Source organism: Ancylobacter sp. Lp-2, assembly GCF_020523795.1.
In the GTDB taxonomy this organism is placed as follows: domain Bacteria; phylum Pseudomonadota; class Alphaproteobacteria; order Rhizobiales; family Xanthobacteraceae; genus Ancylobacter.
Genome location: NZ_JAJALI010000004.1, coordinates 165,667 through 182,151, shown reverse-complemented (window position 1 = coordinate 182,151; position 16,485 = coordinate 165,667). Strand labels below are relative to the sequence as shown.

Sequence of the window (16,485 nt, the reverse complement as noted above, 5' to 3'; positions counted from 1 at the left end):
GCCCCGGAAGCGATTCCGGGGCCTTTTTCATACGCAACTGCCCTCGGGTGCTGCCCGTGCTGGCAGCGCTCGGCTCAGGCGCGGGTTGCCTCGAAAGCGGGCACACGCGCGGCGAAGGCGTCGAGCCAGTCGACCAAAGCGGGGTGATCGGCTCGCCAGGAACCGTCGAAGCGCAGGTCGAGATAGCCGAGCGCGCAGGCGGTGGCGATCTCGGCGACGTCGGTGCCGGAAGAGGTCGTCGCCCGGGCCGGCGGGCTGGCCTCCAGTACCTTGAGAGCGCGAGCTACCTTGCCGGCCTGGTTGTCGATCCAGGCCGGGCTGCGCAGATCCTCGGCGCGGAAGCGTACCTCGTAAACCTGCAGCAGCGCCGCATCCATCACGCCGTCCGCCAGCGCCTGGCCGACCAGCGCGGCGATGCGGCCGGGACCGGAAGCCGGGAGGATGACGCCGCCACCGGCCTGCATGTCGAGATATTCCAGGATGACCGGCGAATCATAGATCGGAGCGGCATTGGCATCCGGAAGCAGCACCGGAATCTTGCCGAGCGGGTTCTGCCGGCGCACGGAATCGGTCGGATCGGTGGTGTCGGCCCACTCGATGTCGAGATGGACACCGCACAGGACGGCGCCGATCTTGACCTTACGGCCGAAGGGGGAGGGTTTGGACGAGCGGAGGATCATCGCGGGCTTCGGGCCTTCGGGGCATGCGACAACCCTCGCCGGCCCATTCGGGGCCGGACGAGCGTCGCGGCATCCGGCGACGGCGCCATGCCGCCGCTTCGGCGAAGACCTATCAGTCGAGAGCTTGCAGGTCGATGGCCTTGGGGCCCTTGCCGCGCTTGTCGGGCTCGACCTCGAAGCTCACGCGCTGGCCCTCGGCGAGCGCTCCCAGGCCCGAGCGGGTGACCGCCGAGACATGCACGAACACATCGCGCCCGCCATCGTCCGGACGGATGAAGCCGTAGCCTTTTTCCGTGTTGAAGAATTTGACGGTACCCGTCGTTGCCATCGCGCCTGCTCCTTGCCTCCGCCGGCCTCGCTCGCCTGCCGCCGGGTCTTACGCATGCAAATGCTAAAGCAAGACCGATGCCGCGACGTGATACGGGGGAGGTAGGACGGGTAGTGCCGGGCCGAGTGGGTCAGCGTTCGGGAATCAGCCAGCCGACACGGGCGCGGCCGACGCCGTCGCTCGCCATCACCGGCGCCAAGGCGGCGAGCACGGTGCGGATTTCATCGGCGAGGGTGAAGGGTGGGTTGACCACAATCAGCCCGCAGCCGGACAGCACGCCGGCCTGACGCACGGCGCGTGTGTCAAATTCGATGCGCAGGGTCTTGGGAATGCCGGCGCGGGCGATCTCACGCTGGAAGGCGTCGACCGCCCGCACATCCTTGATCGGGTACCACAGGGCAAAGATGCCGGTTGCCCAGCGTTTGTGCGCCTCGGCAAGCGTGGTGGCGAGGCGATGGAACTCGCCGGCTTCCTCGAAGGGAGGGTCGACGAGCACCAGGCCGCGCCGCTCCTTCGGCGGCAGATAGGCGGCGAGGGCCTGCCAGCCATCGGTCGGCAGCACCTTCGCGCGATGGTCGAGCACCACGTCGTCGAGCGCGGCACGCACGCCCGGCTCGGTCTCGCAGAACAGCAGCCGGTCCTGCGGGCGGGAGAGCGCGAGTGCGACCAGCGGCGAGCCGGGATAGTGGCGCAGCGCTGCCGGATCTGCGTCGAGGCCGGGATTGAGGTCGGCGATGATTTGCCGCCAGGGAGCGAGCAGCGCCTCCACCTCGGGCCGGAACCGCGCGCGCAGCACCGCGCCGACGCCGCTTTCCCACTCGCCGGTGCGCTGCGCCTCGTTGCCGGCGAGGTCGTAGAACCCGGCGCCGGCATGGGTGTCGAGCACGCGGAAGGCGGCGTCCTTCTGGCCGAGATAGGCGAGGATGCGCGCCAATACGACGTGCTTGACGACATCGGCGAAATTGCCGGCGTGGAAGGCGTGGCGGTAGTTCATCGAGACGGTCCGGTTCAGCCGCCGCGCATCGGCGGCATCACCACCCGCGGCGTGCGGCAGGCGCGCTTGTCGACCTCGGCGCAGGAGGTGAAGCCGAGCGACTTGTCGAGGCAGACGCGCACCTCGCGCAGCCGGCGGGAATCGCAGGTGACGGCGATCATGCCGGCATCGAGTCCGGGATTGGCTGCGAGGAAGGCGGCCTCGACCTCGTTCGGGGATACCATCGTGTAGTTGTCGAGCTGGCGGTAGGCCGTCGGGATGGTGACGGCGGCACGGGCCTTGCGCACCGTGTCGAAATAGGCGGTGGCGTCGAGGCCGGAACAGGTACCGTGCTTGCGCCATTCATGGATGACCAGACGGCGGCTCGGCATCAGGTCGAGCATGGAGCGTACCACCGGTTCGGGCACGAAGGGGGCCGGCTTCTGGCAGTCCTCCGGCCAGCCGGACGCGTTCTGCGGCCACAGGCCATGCACCACGAAGGCGAAGGGGCGGCCGGTCCGGCACTGGGCGGGGTCGGCCTTGTTGCCGGCGCTCTCACAATAGGTCGGCGACCAGGAAAGCGACAGCACGTAATGGTCGAACCGGCCGGGCGTGGCGGCCTGCTGCGCCGACGCGGGAGCGGCGGCCAGCAGGAGGCTGGCTGAAGCCGCCGCCACGAAGGTCAGGGCGGCACGGGCAAGCCGCGCCGCCGCGCGAAGGCTCACGGCAGCGCCATCCGGCAATTCGGCGCGTAGGTCCAGGAGCGGTCGAAGCCCTGCACGCACCATTCGACACCCCAGGAGAAGCCGATGAAGCCGCCATCCTCGATGATCGAGTAATAGACCGTGTGGCGGGTGGCGCCGGCCGGCACGGCCTTCACCGCGCCAACCTTGCCGCCGACATACTGGCCACCGGCATAGACGTGCTGGGCGGTCGCCGGGGCGCCGGAGACGAAGGCCTCCGCCGCGCAGTAGCGGCGCGGCTGGTATTCCGGTCCCCAGGGACGGAAGGCGACCTCATGGATCTTCTCGAAGCCGTCGATGGTGGCCTTCGAGTCCCAGTAAGTGCTCTGGGTTTCCGCGAAATGCTTCTGGATGCGCGACAGCGCCTCCGGCGTGTCGCAGGCCGGCACCTGGCCGCTGTAGTTCGGGCCGGAAAGCCAGAAGTTCTTCTCGAGGAAGCTGGCGGCCTGGCCGGCGCCGGCAGAGGCGACGCACAGGGCTGCTCCCGCCAGCAACCCTATTGCGCGGCGCGCCACGACGCCCACCTTCCGGCTACGATCCTTGACCATGTCAATTCTCTCCAATGCGTTGGCGCGACGATGCATCCCGTCCCGATACCGGTCAAGGACGGGCATGCAACACATCGGGCAAAATCCACGTCGCAGATACCGCGACCCGACCGTTCAGCGCAGCGGCGGCAGATTGGTGGCGACGCGCAGGGCCGATGGGCGAGCGGAGACGGCACAGGGCTCGTCGAGGAAGATCCAGCTCGCCACGTTCTGGTCCATCCCGCACACGGCAGTGCGCGGGCCGGTGGAGCCGGAAAGGCAGACGCGCGCGCCGTGCTGGTAGTCGCGCCCGCCAGCGCGGCATTTGCAGTCGGCCACCGCGCTGCCGCCGGCGGCTAGGAGCAGGGTAAGCGTCGCGGCGCTGTGCCGGACGGCGCGAGCGGAGAGCTTGGAGGCACAAGGCTTGGAAGCGCAAGGCTTGGAGGCACCAGGGATGCGGGCATGCAACATGTGGGCACCCTCCCTTTTCGGCGCGAAGCGCGCCACCGCTCAGATGAGGCGGATCACATAGAGCTTACGCGTTGTCTCCACCACTTCCCACACGCCCTTGAAGCCGGGGCGCAGCACGAAGCTGTCGCCGGCGGAGAGGCGAACCGGCTCCTTGCCGTCCTCATGCAGAATCGAGACGCCTTCGAGCAGCGAGCAGAATTCCCACTCCTCATAGTCGACGCGCCAGGAACCCGGCGTCGATTCCCACACCCCGGCGAACAGTGCGCCGTCGGGCAGGGTCTCGAGGTTCCAGGTGCGGTGGCGCGGGTCACCGGCGACGAGGCGCTCGGGCAGCGGCGCGGTCTCTTCCGGCGTGCCGAGGTCGGCGAGGTCGAAAGGCAAAAGAAAGGACATCGGCAATCCGTGATGGAAGAAGCCGCGCGCCACCATCGGCGCGCGGCTCTCGATCCTAGCTGAAGAAGCCCTTGATCGTCGCCCAGATGCTCTTGGGCGGGGCCTCGCCGGCGGCGGAAGCCTCCACCGGCGCGCTGCCCGGCGCGATCTGCGACTTGGAGACGACGTCCGGGGTGATCTGGGCGAACAGGCTGAGCTTGGCCAGCGTCGCCGGGCCGGCAAAGCCGTCCGCCTCGAGGCCGTTCTTCGCCTGATAGTCCTGGACGGCCTTCTTGGTGCCGGCGCCGAACTTGCCGTCCGCGTCGAGGCTGAGGGCCGTCTGCAGTTTCTTGACGGTCTCGCCGGAGGTGCCGACCTTCAGAAGAATGAGTTCGTAAAGGCCGAGCGCCGCGAAGGTATCGGGGCCGGCGATGCCGTCGGCCGACAGCCCGTGCTCCTTCTGATAGGCCTTCAGCGCTTCCTCGGTTTTCGAGCCGAACTGGCCGTCCGCGGGGACGCCAAGCTTTTCCTGCAGGATTTTGACCGGAGTACCGGCAAGTCCCTTTTTCAAGATCGACACGGCTAGTTCCTCCTTGCTGGACGCGCCCGCCATTCCGCCGGTGCATCGGCGTCCACATACCCCCAAGCGAGGACTTTACGGTATGAATCATGACGGCCAAGGCAAAAACGTCGGGCGCGCGACCGAAATCGCACGCCCGACGCTTTCCGTCTCCAGGACCGCCGGCTATCCGCCCCCCGCCGCCGGTGCGGGACGGAACCCGCTTATTCGGCCGGTGCCGGCTCGGCCTCGATCTCGGCCGGCGGCAGGGCCTCCACCTCGGCATAGCGGGCGCAGACCAAGAGGAAGCCCGCCACCACCACATAGGCCAGCGATACGCCGGGCGTGACGGCGATGCCGACCGTCTCGCCATGCATGAAGCCGAAGAAGGTGAGCACGGCGCCGGCAAGGGCGAAGGCGGCGGCCTGGGTGAACTTGCGGTCGATGACGAAGACGGCGATGGCACCGAGCACCAGTCCGACCAGGATAGCGCCGCCACCCATGACCTCGAGGCCATGATAGAGCACGCCGACCGCGCCCAGCTTATCCATGCCGATGGCGTGGGCCGAGGTGCCGGCCATGCCGAGCGAGTTGTCGATGAGCAGCTTCGCCCAGGCGGCGAGATGCGGCGTCAGCGCCAGGATCACCGCCGGGGCATGGCGCGAGGGCGTGGTCTGGAACGCCTGCGCGCCGATCAGCATGCCGATGTAGAGCAGGATCGGCGAGATGGCGACGACCGGGATCAGCGCCAGCAGCAGCGCGATGATGCCGAACCAGGAGAGCACGATCACCATCAGCCCGGTGGCGGCGGAGTAGCCGATGCGCCCGCCCATCGATTTCCAGCCGGGGTGGCCGATATAGACGGCGTTGATGAAGGGGTTGCCCATCAGGCAGCCGATCAGGCTGATCACGCCGTCGGCGGTGAGCACGCGGGTGGTGGGGTAGTGGTCGCCCGCCGCCTCGGCGCTCTCCACATTGTCCATCGCCTCGACGAGGTCGTAGATGCCGAAGGGGATGGCGGTGACGAGGATGACGCCGAGATAGTTGAAGCCGTGGAACACGTGGTCGAAGGCGGGCAGCGGGATCGAGAAGCCGAAATTGGCGAAGGCGTCGCCGACCTTGGCGACGCTCATGCCGCCATAGTTGAGGCCGAACAGGTTCGAGCCCCAGGCGATGATCATGCCCACGGCGATGGCGATGAGGCCGGCGGGGATGCCCTTCGGGTACTTCACCCCGCCGAACCAGCTGACCATGATGACCGCGAAGCAGGTCAGCCCGATCACCGGGGTCGTGAAGATCTCGAAGGCCGGGCGCATCGAGATGAAGGCCACCGAGACGCCGGCGAGCGTGCCGAGCAGTGCCGCCCGCGGGGTGATCTTGCGGATATAGGGCGCGACGAAGCCGCCAATCATCAGGATGAAGCTCTGGAAGAACACCCAGACCAGGCCGGCCTCCCAGCCCTGCACCGGGTCGCCCGAGGCGGCGCCGATCGGCAGCATGATGACGAAGACGACGACGAACATGTGCGGCACCGAGATGCCCGAGGGCAGGGCGCAGACGTCGTCGCGGCCAGTCTTCTTGGCGAGCTGGTAGCCGAGATAGGCGTAGTAGGCGGTGGACAGGAACATCATCAGCCCGACCGCCGGCAGGATGCGGCCGAACACGATCTCGGACGGCATCTTCAGCACGAATTGCAACAGGCCGGTGAGCACCAGCATGTTGACCAGGATGTTGGTGCCGAAGCCGAACAGGGCGTTCCAGTCGCCCTTGGTCCAAAGGGTTGGCCGCATGCCGGTGCGCATGGGCGAAAGCGGGGACATCGACGTCGCAGACATGCTCGGGGCTCCTCGAAGGGGCGTGGCGGAGAGGCGCATGCGCAGGCTGGGGCCGGCCGGGCCGGCGGAAGGCACTGGGGTCAGGCGGCTGCGGCAGCGCTGCCGGCGGCGTCGGCGCCGAGGGCGGCGATGAAGGCGGTGCTGTCCGACACCCAGCCGAAGATGCCGCCCTGGGCCTTGATCATCTCGAGGCCGACGCGGTGGAATTCGGGGAAGTAGGAAGCGCAGCAATCCGCCAGCGCGACGCAGCGATAGCCGCGGTCGTTGCCTTCGCGGATGGTGGTGTGGACGCAGACCTCGGTGGTGACGCCGCAGACCAGCAGCGTGTCGATGCCGCGGTTCTTCAGGATGAGTTCGAGGTCGGTCTGGTAGAAGGCGCCCTTGCCGGGCTTGTCGAGCACGACCTCGCTCTCGGCGGGGTAGAGTTCGGCGATGATGTCGTGGCCGGCCTCGCCGCGGATCAGGATGCGGCCCATCGGGCCGGCGCAGCCAATGCGGGCGGTCGGCTCGCCGCGCTCGACCTTGGCGGGCGGAGCGTCGGCCATGTCGGGGCGATGCCCCTCGCGGGTGTGGATCACCAGCATGCCGACGGCGCGGGCGGCGGCGAGGGCATTTTTGCAAGGTCCGAGAGCTGCTTGCAGGAGCGAAACGTCGTTGCCCAGCGTCTCGCCGAAGCCGCCGGGTTCGAGAAAGTCACGCTGCATGTCGATAATGACCAGCGCCGCGCGGGCGGGATCGAATGGCAGCGGCGTCGGTTCGGCAGCGAGGACAGGCATCGGCTTCTCCGTTCTCGGTATGTCGGGGACGCGGCGACGCCAGACGGATCGAAGCCGTCGCCGGTTGCATACGTAAATGTATGCATTAAGTGTGCCATGGCTAAAAATTAGGCTTATATTTGTGTAACCTATTGAAATTTAACGAGTGTGCAATTTTACGATCATTCAGATGGTGAATACATATTTGGTCATTTTGTGTGCATTTTTGGCTTCTGCCGCACCCGCGGGCGGCGGCCGTGCGGCGATGCCCATTGCCGGCGCGTTGACGGGATGCTCGACTGCCACGCGTCACCATCGAGGCCACAGCATGCTTCTCGCTCATCTGTCCGATCCGCATCTGCGGCCGGAAGGCCAGCTCTATCAAGGGCTTGTCGATTCAAACGCCATGTTCGTCGCGGCGCTCGACGCGCTTGCCCGGCTCGATCCACGTCCGGATGCGATGCTGCTTACCGGCGATGTCGTCGATGAAGGCATGCCGGCCGAATATAAGCTGGCCGCCGAGAGGTTGGCCGGCATCGGCGTGCCGCTGCTGGCGATCCCCGGCAATCACGACGAGCGGGAGGCGTTTCGCGCCTGCTTCGCCGGGCATCCGCACCTGCCGAAGACCGGGCCGCTGCACTTCGCGGTGGGGCATCTCGGGCCGGTGCGGGTCGTCGGGCTGGACGTCACCGTGCCCGGCGAGCATTACGGTGAGGTGGACGATGAGGCCAGTTGCTGGCTGGATTCCGTGCTGGCGGCCGAGCCGGACCGACCAACGCTGGTGATGATGCACCAGCCGCCCATTCTCAGCGGCATCCCCTATATCGACGACTATAATTGCCGGGGCGGGGAGCGTCTCGCCGCGGTCCTCTCGCGTCATCCGCAGGTCGAGCGGGTGCTGTGCGGGCACATCCACCGCTTCATGCAGGCGCGCTTCGGCGGAACCATGCTGGTCACCGCGCCGAGCACCACCACCGCCATCGCGCTGCGCCTGCGCCCCGACGCCGAGCCGGCCTCCTTCGTGGAGCCGCCGGCGATGCTGCTGCATCGCTGGACGCCGGGGAGCGGGCTGGTGACGCATTACGTGCCGATCGGCCACTTCCCCGGTCCCTATCCGTTCTTCTGAGCGGCGGTGCCCGTAGCCCTTTCCACAGAGGGGGCGAGGCCCCATATTCCGGCCCATGGCCAAAGCTGCACGTCCCGGCGGATTCGGTGAGCGCTCCCAACGCGCCTTCGAACCCGCGCAACCCGCCACGCTCGATCCCGTCCTCGCCGAGAAGCTCGGCGTGGCGCCGACCTCGGGCGCCTCCGCCACCGTGGCGGCGCTCTCCGCGCTGATCGAGACCGGCCGCCCGGAGGTCGACGGGCAGGTGTGGGTGCCGCACCGGCCGCCGCGGCCGGAGAAGTCGGAAGGTGGCGTAAAATTCGTCATCCAGTCCGACTACACGCCGAATGGCGACCAGCCGCAGGCGATCGCCGAGTTGGTGGATGCCGCCAATCAGGGCGAGCGCGACCAGGTGCTGCTCGGCGTCACCGGCTCGGGCAAGACCTTCACCATGGCCAACGTTATCGAGCGCGTGCAGCGCCCGGCGCTGGTGCTCGCCCCGAACAAGACGTTGGCGGCGCAGCTCTATGGCGAGTTCAAGAGCTTCTTCCCCGACAATGCGGTGGAGTATTTCGTCTCCTATTACGACTACTACCAGCCGGAAGCTTATGTGCCGCGCACCGACACCTTCATCGAGAAGGAATCGTCGATCAACGAGCAGATCGACCGCATGCGCCACTCGGCCACCCGCTCGCTGCTGGAGCGCGACGACGTCATCATCGTCGCCTCGGTGTCCTGCATCTACGGTATCGGCTCGGTCGAGACCTATGCCTCGATGACCTTCAAGATCGAGGTGGGCGACCGCATCGACCAGCGCGGCATCCTCGCCGACCTCGTGGCGCTGCAGTACAAGCGCATCCAGGGCGACTTCGCGCGCGGCACCTTCCGGGTGCGCGGCGATGTGATCGAGATCTTCCCGGCGCATTACGAGGATCGCGCGTGGCGGGTGTCGCTGTTCGGCGACGAGGTGGAGTCGATTCAGGAGTTCGACCCACTCACCGGCAACAAGTCGCAGGACCTGAAATTCGTGAAGGTCTATGCGAATTCGCATTACGTGACGCCGCGTCCGACGCTGATCCAGGCGATCCAGGGCATCAAGGCCGAGCTGAAGATGCGGCTCGACGAGCTCAACGCCATGGGCCGCTATCTCGAGGCGCAGCGGCTCGATCAGCGCTGCACCTTCGACCTCGAAATGATGGAGGCGACGGGAAGCTGCGCCGGCATCGAGAACTATTCCCGCTGGCTTACCGGCCGCCGCCCCGGCGAGCCGCCGCCGACGCTGTTCGAATATGTCCCCGACAACGCGCTGATCTTCTGCGACGAGAGCCATGTGACGATTCCGCAAATCGGCGCCATGTATCGCGGCGACTTCCGCCGCAAGGCGACGCTGGCGGAATATGGCTTCCGCCTGCCGAGCTGCATGGACAACAGGCCGCTGCGCTTCGAGGAATGGGAGGCGATGCGGCCGCAGACCGTGCATGTGTCCGCCACCCCCGGCCCGTGGGAGATGGAGCGCACCGGCGGCGTGTTCGTCGAGCAGGTGATCCGCCCGACCGGCCTCGTCGACCCGCCGGTCGAGGTGCGCCCGGCGCGCACGCAGGTCGACGACCTGCTGGGCGAGGTGCGGCAGGTGTCCGCCAAGGGCTACCGCACGCTGGTGACGACGCTCACCAAGCGAATGGCGGAGGACCTGACCGAATATCTGCACGAGAACGGCATCCGGGTGCGCTACATGCACTCGGACATCGATACCATCGAGCGCATCGAGATCCTGCGCGACCTCCGCCTCGGCGCCTTCGACGTGCTGATCGGCATCAACCTGCTGCGCGAGGGCCTCGACATCCCGGAATGCGGGCTGGTCGCCATTCTCGATGCCGACAAGGAGGGCTTCCTGCGCTCGGAGACCTCGCTGATCCAGACCATCGGCCGCGCCGCGCGCAACGTCGACGGGCGGGTGGTGCTCTATGCCGACAACATCACCGGCTCGATGGAGCGGGCGATGGCGGAGACCGAGCGCCGCCGCACCAAGCAGGTGGCGTGGAATGTCGAGCACGGCATCACGCCGGAAAGCGTGAAGAAGGCGATCGGCGACATCCTCAACAGTGTCTATGAGCGCGACCACGTCACGGTGGACAGTGGTCTCGCCGAGGCGCCGGCCGCCTATGGCAACAACCTCGCCGCCGTCATCGCCGACCTGGAGAAGCGCATGCGCGCGGCGGCGGCCGACCTCGATTTCGAGCAGGCGGCGCGGCTGCGCGACGAGGTCAAGCGGCTGCAGGCCACCGAGCTGGCGATCTCCGACGATCCGCTGGCGCGGCAGGACGCCATCGACGACCGCACCGGCGGCTATCGCGGCGAGCGCAAATATGGCCGCGCCGCCAATCTGCCGGAGACGAAGGGCAGGGGCGGCAAGGCGGGCGGCAAGGGCGGTTCGCGCTCCTCGCCCGGCCATGTTTCGTCCGGCCATCAGGCGCGGGCGGACGAGGCGCAGGCGGGCTACGATGCCGGCGATCCGCCGCCGAGTTCGCGGGTGGTCCGGCCCTCGCTCGACGATATGGGGCCGGGCACCGACCGCACCGAGCCGCTGAGCGCCAGCGACTGGACCCGCCCGGAGCGTCCAGATCCGATGACGAAGGGCTATCGCAAGGGCGGCCGACGCGCGCCGAAGCGGTGACGGTGGCGGGGTATGACAGCCATGCCGAGCTCGCCTTCCTTGAGGGGAGGGGAGCTCTTCAAAGGGCTGGCAAAATGACCTTCTTTCAGGCGGTGTCGAGCGTGCTCGGCAAATACGCGACCTTTCATGGGCGCGCGCCGCGCTCGGAGCTCTGGTGGTTCACGCTGTTCGGCGTGCTGGCGCCGTGGATCGCCGGCCTTCTGGACCTGGTGCTGTTCCATGGGGTCTATTTCGTCCAGCATGGCGAGACGCAGGCGTTGTCGCCGCTCTACAGCCTTGCCCAGCTGGCGTTGTTGATCCCGTCCTTCGCCGTGGGCGCGCGGCGGTTCCACGACATGAACCGCACCGGCTGGTGGCAATTGCTCATCTTCACCGGCATCGGTGCGTTCGTCGTCCTCGTCTGGTTCATGTTCAAGGGGACCGAGGGGCCGAACCGCTTCGGGCCGGATCCGCTTGGCCAATTCTGAAGCGGCAGGTGCTGGGGGATGGCGCGCCGCACTCGATCCTCGCGATGGCGGGTGGATTGCGATCCATCAAGGACTTGACGATGCGACGGGTCTTCCGTCCGTCTACAGACCTGAGGGCAGGGAGGATTCCATGGGCTTCACGCAGGCGATCTCCAGCGTGCTGGGCAAATACGCCACCTTCGAGGGGCGGGCGCCGCGTTCGGAATATTGGTGGTGGGTGCTGTTCACCATCCTGCTGAACTGGGCGCTGGGCTTCGTCGACCTCGCTCTGTTCGGTGCGTTCTCGTTCATCGCCACCGGCGACTTCCATGTGTTCACGCCGCTCACCACGATTGTCGGCATCGCGCTGATCCTGCCGTCGATAGCGCTGAGCGTGCGCCGCTTCCACGACATGGACCGTACCGGCTGGTGGCTGCTGCTCGGGCTGACCGGCATCGGCGCGCTGATCGTGACGATCTGGTTCCTCTTCAAGGGAACCGAGGGGCCGAACCGCTTCGGGCCGGATCCGCTGTCCCGCTTCTGAGGCGCGCGCAAGAAAAAGCCTCCATGACGGGTTGCCCGTCATGGAGGCCATCGACGTTCTGCCTTGGCCCCGGCATGTGCCGGAGGTGGGCTAGCCGCCCTGCTGGATGGCGCTCACGGTCCACTCGCCGCCATTGGCGGGACGGGTGAAGGTCCAGAACTCCACCACGGATTCGAGGCGGTCCGGGTCACCCTGCACCAGGCGGCCGGTGTCGCGTTCGATCACCGTGTCCTTGAGCTGGTAGCGCATGGCGACGGTGGCGAAGTCGCGACCGTCCTCGGTCCAGGCCTCGGAGAGGTCGCCTTGCAGCAGCTTCACGTCGCTGAGGCGGTTCTGCAGGCCGTCCCGCGCGTAGCCGTCGAGCTCCTCGCCGACATAGCCCGCCATTTCCGGGGTCATCAGCTGCGACAGGGCCGCGCGGTCGTCGCGGCCATAGGCTTCCTGCACCTCGCCGAGCCTGCGCTCGAAGGCGTCGAAATCGGTGCCCTGCAGCTGGAGCGGCCGACCGCGCGGCCGGCTGGCGAAGCCGGAGCGGCCGGTGGCCGCGCCGCTCGACGCCGGAGCGGAGCCGCCGCCGAGCATGTCGCGCGCCAGCGGGGCGCCGGGCTGCGGGCCCTGCGCGGCAGCCGGCGCGTTGCGCGAGGCGAACCAGCGCATCGCCAGCCGGACGACGATGAAGATCAGCGCGACCTGCAGGATCAGGCCGAGAATGCCGGCAAGGCTGCCGAGGCCGGAGAAGAAGCCGCCGCCCATCAACAGGCCGAACAGGCCGGCGCCGAGCAGGCCGCCCATCAACCCGCCCATGAAGCCGGGACGGTTGAAGAAGCCGCCCTGACGCGCGGGAGCCGCCATGCCGGGATTGGTCGCCGTCGCGCCCGGCTGGGCGGCGGAACGCTGCATGGTCTGGGCCGAGGGGGAGGTCGGTGTCGGCGCCGGGGCCGACCATGTACGCGCGCCGCGGCTTCCCATGCTCCTGCCGCCGCCCACGCGGGCATCGGCATCGGGAACGACGGCGATCAGGCTGCCGGCCACGATCAGGGCCGCCGCGCTGACGCGCGCGGCGGTGGCCAGGGTAGGCAGTCGAAACAGGGACGTTATGCGCATGGCCTCTCTCGGAGCTGACACGGGGGTCACGACGTGACGCTGCGTCAGCATATGGGGAGGCCATGACCGTTTGTCACCTCCCCGGGCGATCAAGCCTGTGGGAGGAGGGACCGAAGCTCAGAAGCCGAGCTGGGTCTCGATGGCGGCGATGGAGCCGACCGGCGCGGGGGCTACGTGCGGGGCCTGCTTCTCGACGGGGGATTCGGTAGCGCGCGAGACCGTCTTGAGGGCGGCGGCGGGCTGGCGGAGCGCGGCGGGAACTCGTTCCTCGGCGCGATTCCTGACGGCGGACATAACTCTATCCTCTTTGATACGCGATACGCGGTTAGGCGATGCGACATCTTTCAATGGTAGGCACGGCACCTTTATAGACCCGCATTCCTGAATGAGGACTGACCGGTCCGTTCATGAGAGCCGCTGTTTCGTTCAGAATCACGGCGGGTTCTGGGCAATTAGCAGGTAACTCAACGGCAGCAGCCTAACCCCTGTGGATTTGGGAATGCTGAGGCCAAATGGCCACACCCCGGCATGCTAATTGCTATGTTGTGTCGATCACGGGAGCGAAAAAGCGATGTCCTTTGCCCTCACCCTCGCCCAGCCGGATTCCGAACCCGAGGTCGACGCCGGCATCGATCAGTCCCTGCGCGACGATATCCGCATGCTGGGCCGCGTGCTCGGCGACACGTTGCGCGACCAGGAGGGCGAGCCGACCTTCGACCTGGTGGAGACCATCCGCCGGGTCTCGACCCGCTTCCATCGCGAGGACGACCAGGGCGCGCGCCGCGAGCTGGAGGACATCCTGCTCGGCCTCGACCCTGACGAGACCATCTCGATCGTCCGCGCCTTCAGCTACTTCTCCCACCTCGCCAACATCGCCGAGGACCAGCACGTGATCCGCCGTGGCCGTGCGCAGGCCGCCGCCGGCCAGGGGCCGCGCCCCGGGACATTGGCGAATGCCATCGAGCGGGCGATGGAGGAGGGCGTCTCGACGGAAGGGCTGCGCAAGTTCTTCGACACCGCGCTGGCCAGCCCGGTGCTGACCGCGCACCCGACCGAGGTGCGCCGGCGCAGCACCATGACGCATGAGATGCGCATCGCCGAGCTGCTCGCCGAGCGTGAGCGCACCATCGAGCCGACGCCGGAAGAGTTCGCGCTGATCGACGACGAGCTGCGCCGGCGGGTGCTGACGCTGTGGCAGACCAACCTGCTCCGCAAGACCAAGTTGACCGTGCTCGACGAGGTGGCCAACGGCCTCGCCTATTACGACTACACATTCCTGAGGCAATTGCCGCGGCTTTATGCGTCGCTGGAGGATCGGCTCGCCGGTATCGAGGGCGCCGGGACCGACGCTCCGGAGGTCGGCTCGTTCCTGCGCATGGGCAGCTGGATCGGCGGCGACCGCGACGGCAACCCCTTCGTGACCGCCGACGTCACCCGCGAGACCATGCGCATGCAGGGCGCGCTGGCGGTGCGCTTCTATCTGCAGGAACTCGACGAGCTCGGCGCCGAGCTGTCGATCAGCACCATTCGGGTCGCGGTGTCCGAGGAACTGCTGGAGCTGGTGGATTCCTCCCCCGATTTGTCGCCGCACCGGCGCAACGAGCCATACCGCCTCGCCGTCACCGCCATCATCGGGCGGCTCAAGGCCACGGCGTTCCGCCTCGAGGTCGCCGACCTCGCCGGCATCTCCGACAAGCCGAATGTGCGCCCCTACGCCTCGGCGGCGGAGCTGCGCGCCGATCTCGACGTGATCGACGGTTCGCTCAAGACCCACAAGTCCGGCGCCATCGCCCGCGGCAAGCTGCGCGAGCTGCGCCGCGCGGTGGACTGCTTCGGATTCCACCTCGCCATCCTGGATTCGCGCCAGAATTCCGACGTGCACGAGCGCTGCGTCGCCGAACTGTTCGAGGTGGCGGCGCCGGGCACCGGCTATAAGAGCCTGCCGGAAGGCACGCGCGTCGCGCTGCTGCTGCGCGAACTGGCGACGGCGCGGCCGCTGACCTCGCCCTTCGCCAGCTATTCCGACGAGACCGTCGGCGAGATGGAGATGCTGCGCACCTGCGCCCGCATTCACAAGGTCTACGGGCCCGAGGCGATCCAGACCTGCATCATCTCCAAGGCCGAGGGCGTCTCGGACATGCTGGAGCTGGCGCTGCTGCTGAAGGAGGTCGGGCTCGTCGATCCGGCGGGCTCGGCGGCGGTGAACATCGTGCCGCTGTTCGAGACCATCGAAGACCTGCGCAACTCCGCCCGCGTGATGGAGCAGATGTTCCGCCTGCCGGAATACCGCAAGCTGGTCGACAGCCGCGGCGGCATGCAGGAAGTGATGCTCGGCTATTCCGACTCGAACAAGGACGGCGGCTTCGTCACCTCCGGCTGGGAGCTCTACAAGGCCGAGATCGAGCTGATCGAGGTGTTCAAGCGCCATGGCGTGCGGCTGCGGCTGTTCCACGGTCGCGGCGGCTCGGTCGGCCGCGGCGGCGGGCCGAGCTACGACGCCATCCTCGCCCAGCCGGGCGGGGCGGTGCAGGGGCTGATCCGCATCACCGAGCAGGGCGAGATCATCTCCTCCAAGTACTCGCACCCGCAGGTCGGGCGCGGCAATCTGGAAACCCTCGCCGCCGCGACGCTGGAGGCGACGCTGCTCTCCGGCGATGCCAAGGCGCCGCGCGAGGAATATCTCACGGTGATGGAGGCGCTGTCGGATTCCGCCTTCAAGGCCTATCGCGGCCTCGTCTACGAGACCCCGCGATTCGAGGACTATTTCTGGGAATCCACCGTCATCAACGAGATCGCGACGCTGAACATCGGCTCGCGTCCCGCCTCGCGCAAGAAGACGCGGCGGATCGAGGATCTGCGCGCCATTCCGTGGGTGTTCTCCTGGGCGCAGTGCCGGCTGATGCTGCCGGGCTGGTACGGCTTTGGCACCGCCATCCGCGAATGGCTGGCCAAGAACCCCGACGGCCTGCCGCTGCTGCAGGAGATGTACCGCGAATGGCCGTTCTTCCGCACGCAGCTGTCCAACATGGACATGGTGCTGTCGAAGAGCTCGATCGCCATCGCCTCGCGCTACGCCAAGCTGGTGGAGGATGCGGAGCTGCGCGAGAGCATCTTCGGGCGTATCCGCGCCGAGCACCAGGCGGCGATCGATGCGCTGCTGTCGATCTCCGAGCAGTCGAAGCTGCTGGGATCCAACCCGGCACTGGACCGCTCGATCCGCGCCCGCTTCCCCTATATCGACCCGCTCAACCATGTACAGGTCGAACTGCTCCGGAAGTATCGCGCCAACGATACCGACGAGAAGGTGCTGCAGGGCATCCAGCTGACGATCAACGGCATCTCGGCCGGGTTGCGCAATTCGGGTTGAGC

17 protein-coding genes are annotated in these 16,485 nt (G+C 67.6%); 5 read left to right on the top strand and 12 right to left on the bottom strand.

What is annotated here, in order from left to right; all coding sequences use genetic code 11:
- Positions 1–74 precede the first annotated feature (74 nt).
- From LGR54_RS12240 to LGR54_RS12195, 10 genes are all read right to left on the bottom strand, one after another.
- On the bottom strand, positions 75–680 hold the full coding sequence (locus LGR54_RS12240) for a glutathione S-transferase family protein (protein ID WP_230362246.1): 606 nt from the start codon (positions 678–680) through the stop codon (positions 75–77).
- A 112-nt stretch (positions 681–792) separates the two neighbouring features.
- Positions 793–1,008: a cold-shock protein gene (locus LGR54_RS12235; RefSeq protein ID WP_230362245.1), complete on the bottom strand. Its 216-nt coding sequence runs from the start codon at positions 1,006–1,008 to the stop codon at positions 793–795.
- A 130-nt stretch (positions 1,009–1,138) separates the two neighbouring features.
- Positions 1,139–2,002: a 23S rRNA (adenine(2030)-N(6))-methyltransferase RlmJ gene (locus LGR54_RS12230; RefSeq protein WP_230362244.1), complete on the bottom strand. Its 864-nt coding sequence runs from the start codon at positions 2,000–2,002 to the stop codon at positions 1,139–1,141.
- A 14-nt stretch (positions 2,003–2,016) separates the two neighbouring features.
- On the bottom strand, positions 2,017–2,706 hold the full coding sequence (locus tag LGR54_RS12225; RefSeq protein ID WP_230362243.1) for a ribonuclease T2: 690 nt from the start codon (positions 2,704–2,706) through the stop codon (positions 2,017–2,019).
- A complete protein-coding gene (locus tag LGR54_RS12220; RefSeq protein ID WP_230362242.1) occupies positions 2,703–3,272 on the bottom strand; it encodes a hypothetical protein in 570 nt (189 codons plus the stop codon). Before LGR54_RS12220 ends, LGR54_RS12225 begins: the two co-directional genes overlap by 4 nt.
- Positions 3,273–3,386: 114 nt before the next feature.
- On the bottom strand, positions 3,387–3,722 hold the full coding sequence (locus tag LGR54_RS12215) for a hypothetical protein (protein ID WP_230362241.1): 336 nt from the start codon (positions 3,720–3,722) through the stop codon (positions 3,387–3,389).
- A 39-nt stretch (positions 3,723–3,761) separates the two neighbouring features.
- Positions 3,762–4,115, bottom strand: a complete 354-nt coding sequence (locus LGR54_RS12210; protein ID WP_230362240.1) for a cupin domain-containing protein — start codon at positions 4,113–4,115, stop codon at positions 3,762–3,764.
- 55 nt (positions 4,116–4,170) lie between these two features.
- Positions 4,171–4,674, bottom strand: coding sequence for a peptidoglycan-binding protein (locus LGR54_RS12205; protein WP_230362239.1), 504 nt, complete (start codon positions 4,672–4,674; stop codon positions 4,171–4,173).
- A gap of 203 nt (positions 4,675–4,877) precedes the next feature.
- Positions 4,878–6,488: a regulator gene (locus LGR54_RS12200; protein WP_230362238.1), complete on the bottom strand. Its 1,611-nt coding sequence runs from the start codon at positions 6,486–6,488 to the stop codon at positions 4,878–4,880.
- 80 nt (positions 6,489–6,568) lie between these two features.
- Positions 6,569–7,264 (bottom strand): cysteine hydrolase family protein, encoded by a 696-nt coding sequence (locus LGR54_RS12195; RefSeq protein ID WP_230362237.1) that lies wholly within the window; start codon positions 7,262–7,264, stop codon positions 6,569–6,571.
- Positions 7,265–7,571: 307 nt separating this feature from the next.
- Here LGR54_RS12195 and LGR54_RS12190 point away from each other — a divergent pair, with 307 nt between their 5' ends.
- The 4 genes from LGR54_RS12190 to LGR54_RS12175 all read left to right on the top strand — a co-directional run bounded on the left by LGR54_RS12190 (position 7,572) and on the right by LGR54_RS12175 (position 12,012).
- On the top strand, positions 7,572–8,369 hold the full coding sequence (locus LGR54_RS12190) for a phosphodiesterase (protein WP_230362236.1): 798 nt from the start codon (positions 7,572–7,574) through the stop codon (positions 8,367–8,369).
- A 55-nt stretch (positions 8,370–8,424) separates the two neighbouring features.
- Complete coding sequence (gene uvrB, locus LGR54_RS12185; RefSeq protein WP_230362235.1) at positions 8,425–11,022, top strand: excinuclease ABC subunit UvrB; 2,598 nt, start codon at positions 8,425–8,427, stop codon at positions 11,020–11,022.
- A 74-nt stretch (positions 11,023–11,096) separates the two neighbouring features.
- On the top strand, positions 11,097–11,489 hold the full coding sequence (locus LGR54_RS12180; protein WP_230362234.1) for a DUF805 domain-containing protein: 393 nt from the start codon (positions 11,097–11,099) through the stop codon (positions 11,487–11,489).
- A 130-nt stretch (positions 11,490–11,619) separates the two neighbouring features.
- The gene (locus LGR54_RS12175; protein WP_230362233.1) at positions 11,620–12,012 is read left to right on the top strand and encodes a DUF805 domain-containing protein; all 393 of its coding nucleotides are present in this window, start codon (positions 11,620–11,622) and stop codon (positions 12,010–12,012) included.
- A gap of 90 nt (positions 12,013–12,102) precedes the next feature.
- Here LGR54_RS12175 and LGR54_RS12170 read toward each other — a convergent pair whose 3' ends face one another.
- Positions 12,103–13,116, bottom strand: a complete 1,014-nt coding sequence (locus tag LGR54_RS12170) for a TIM44-like domain-containing protein (protein WP_230362232.1) — start codon at positions 13,114–13,116, stop codon at positions 12,103–12,105.
- A gap of 117 nt (positions 13,117–13,233) precedes the next feature.
- The gene (locus LGR54_RS12165; RefSeq protein WP_230362231.1) at positions 13,234–13,410 is read right to left on the bottom strand and encodes a hypothetical protein; all 177 of its coding nucleotides are present in this window, start codon (positions 13,408–13,410) and stop codon (positions 13,234–13,236) included.
- Between the two features lie 277 nt (positions 13,411–13,687).
- Here LGR54_RS12165 and ppc point away from each other — a divergent pair, with 277 nt between their 5' ends.
- Positions 13,688–16,483, top strand: coding sequence for a phosphoenolpyruvate carboxylase (gene ppc / locus LGR54_RS12160; RefSeq protein ID WP_230362230.1), 2,796 nt, complete (start codon positions 13,688–13,690; stop codon positions 16,481–16,483).
- Positions 16,484–16,485: the final 2 nt, after the last annotated feature.

Coding starts and splice junctions, on each gene's coding strand:
- LGR54_RS12240 (WP_230362246.1), bottom strand. CDS start 680: ATGATCCTCCGCTCGTCCAAACCCTCCCCCTTCGGCCGTAAGGTCAAG.
- LGR54_RS12235 (WP_230362245.1), bottom strand. CDS start 1,008: ATGGCAACGACGGGTACCGTCAAATTCTTCAACACGGAAAAAGGCTAC.
- LGR54_RS12230 (WP_230362244.1), bottom strand. CDS start 2,002: ATGAACTACCGCCACGCCTTCCACGCCGGCAATTTCGCCGATGTCGTC.
- LGR54_RS12220 (WP_230362242.1), bottom strand. CDS start 3,272: ATGGTCAAGGATCGTAGCCGGAAGGTGGGCGTCGTGGCGCGCCGCGCA.
- LGR54_RS12215 (WP_230362241.1), bottom strand. CDS start 3,722: ATGTTGCATGCCCGCATCCCTGGTGCCTCCAAGCCTTGCGCTTCCAAG.
- LGR54_RS12210 (WP_230362240.1), bottom strand. CDS start 4,115: ATGTCCTTTCTTTTGCCTTTCGACCTCGCCGACCTCGGCACGCCGGAA.
- LGR54_RS12200 (WP_230362238.1), bottom strand. CDS start 6,488: ATGTCTGCGACGTCGATGTCCCCGCTTTCGCCCATGCGCACCGGCATG.
- LGR54_RS12195 (WP_230362237.1), bottom strand. CDS start 7,264: ATGCCTGTCCTCGCTGCCGAACCGACGCCGCTGCCATTCGATCCCGCC.
- LGR54_RS12190 (WP_230362236.1), top strand. CDS start 7,572: ATGCTTCTCGCTCATCTGTCCGATCCGCATCTGCGGCCGGAAGGCCAG.
- uvrB (WP_230362235.1), top strand. CDS start 8,425: ATGGCCAAAGCTGCACGTCCCGGCGGATTCGGTGAGCGCTCCCAACGC.
- LGR54_RS12180 (WP_230362234.1), top strand. CDS start 11,097: ATGACCTTCTTTCAGGCGGTGTCGAGCGTGCTCGGCAAATACGCGACC.
- LGR54_RS12175 (WP_230362233.1), top strand. CDS start 11,620: ATGGGCTTCACGCAGGCGATCTCCAGCGTGCTGGGCAAATACGCCACC.
- LGR54_RS12170 (WP_230362232.1), bottom strand. CDS start 13,116: ATGCGCATAACGTCCCTGTTTCGACTGCCTACCCTGGCCACCGCCGCG.
- LGR54_RS12165 (WP_230362231.1), bottom strand. CDS start 13,410: ATGTCCGCCGTCAGGAATCGCGCCGAGGAACGAGTTCCCGCCGCGCTC.
- ppc (WP_230362230.1), top strand. CDS start 13,688: ATGTCCTTTGCCCTCACCCTCGCCCAGCCGGATTCCGAACCCGAGGTC.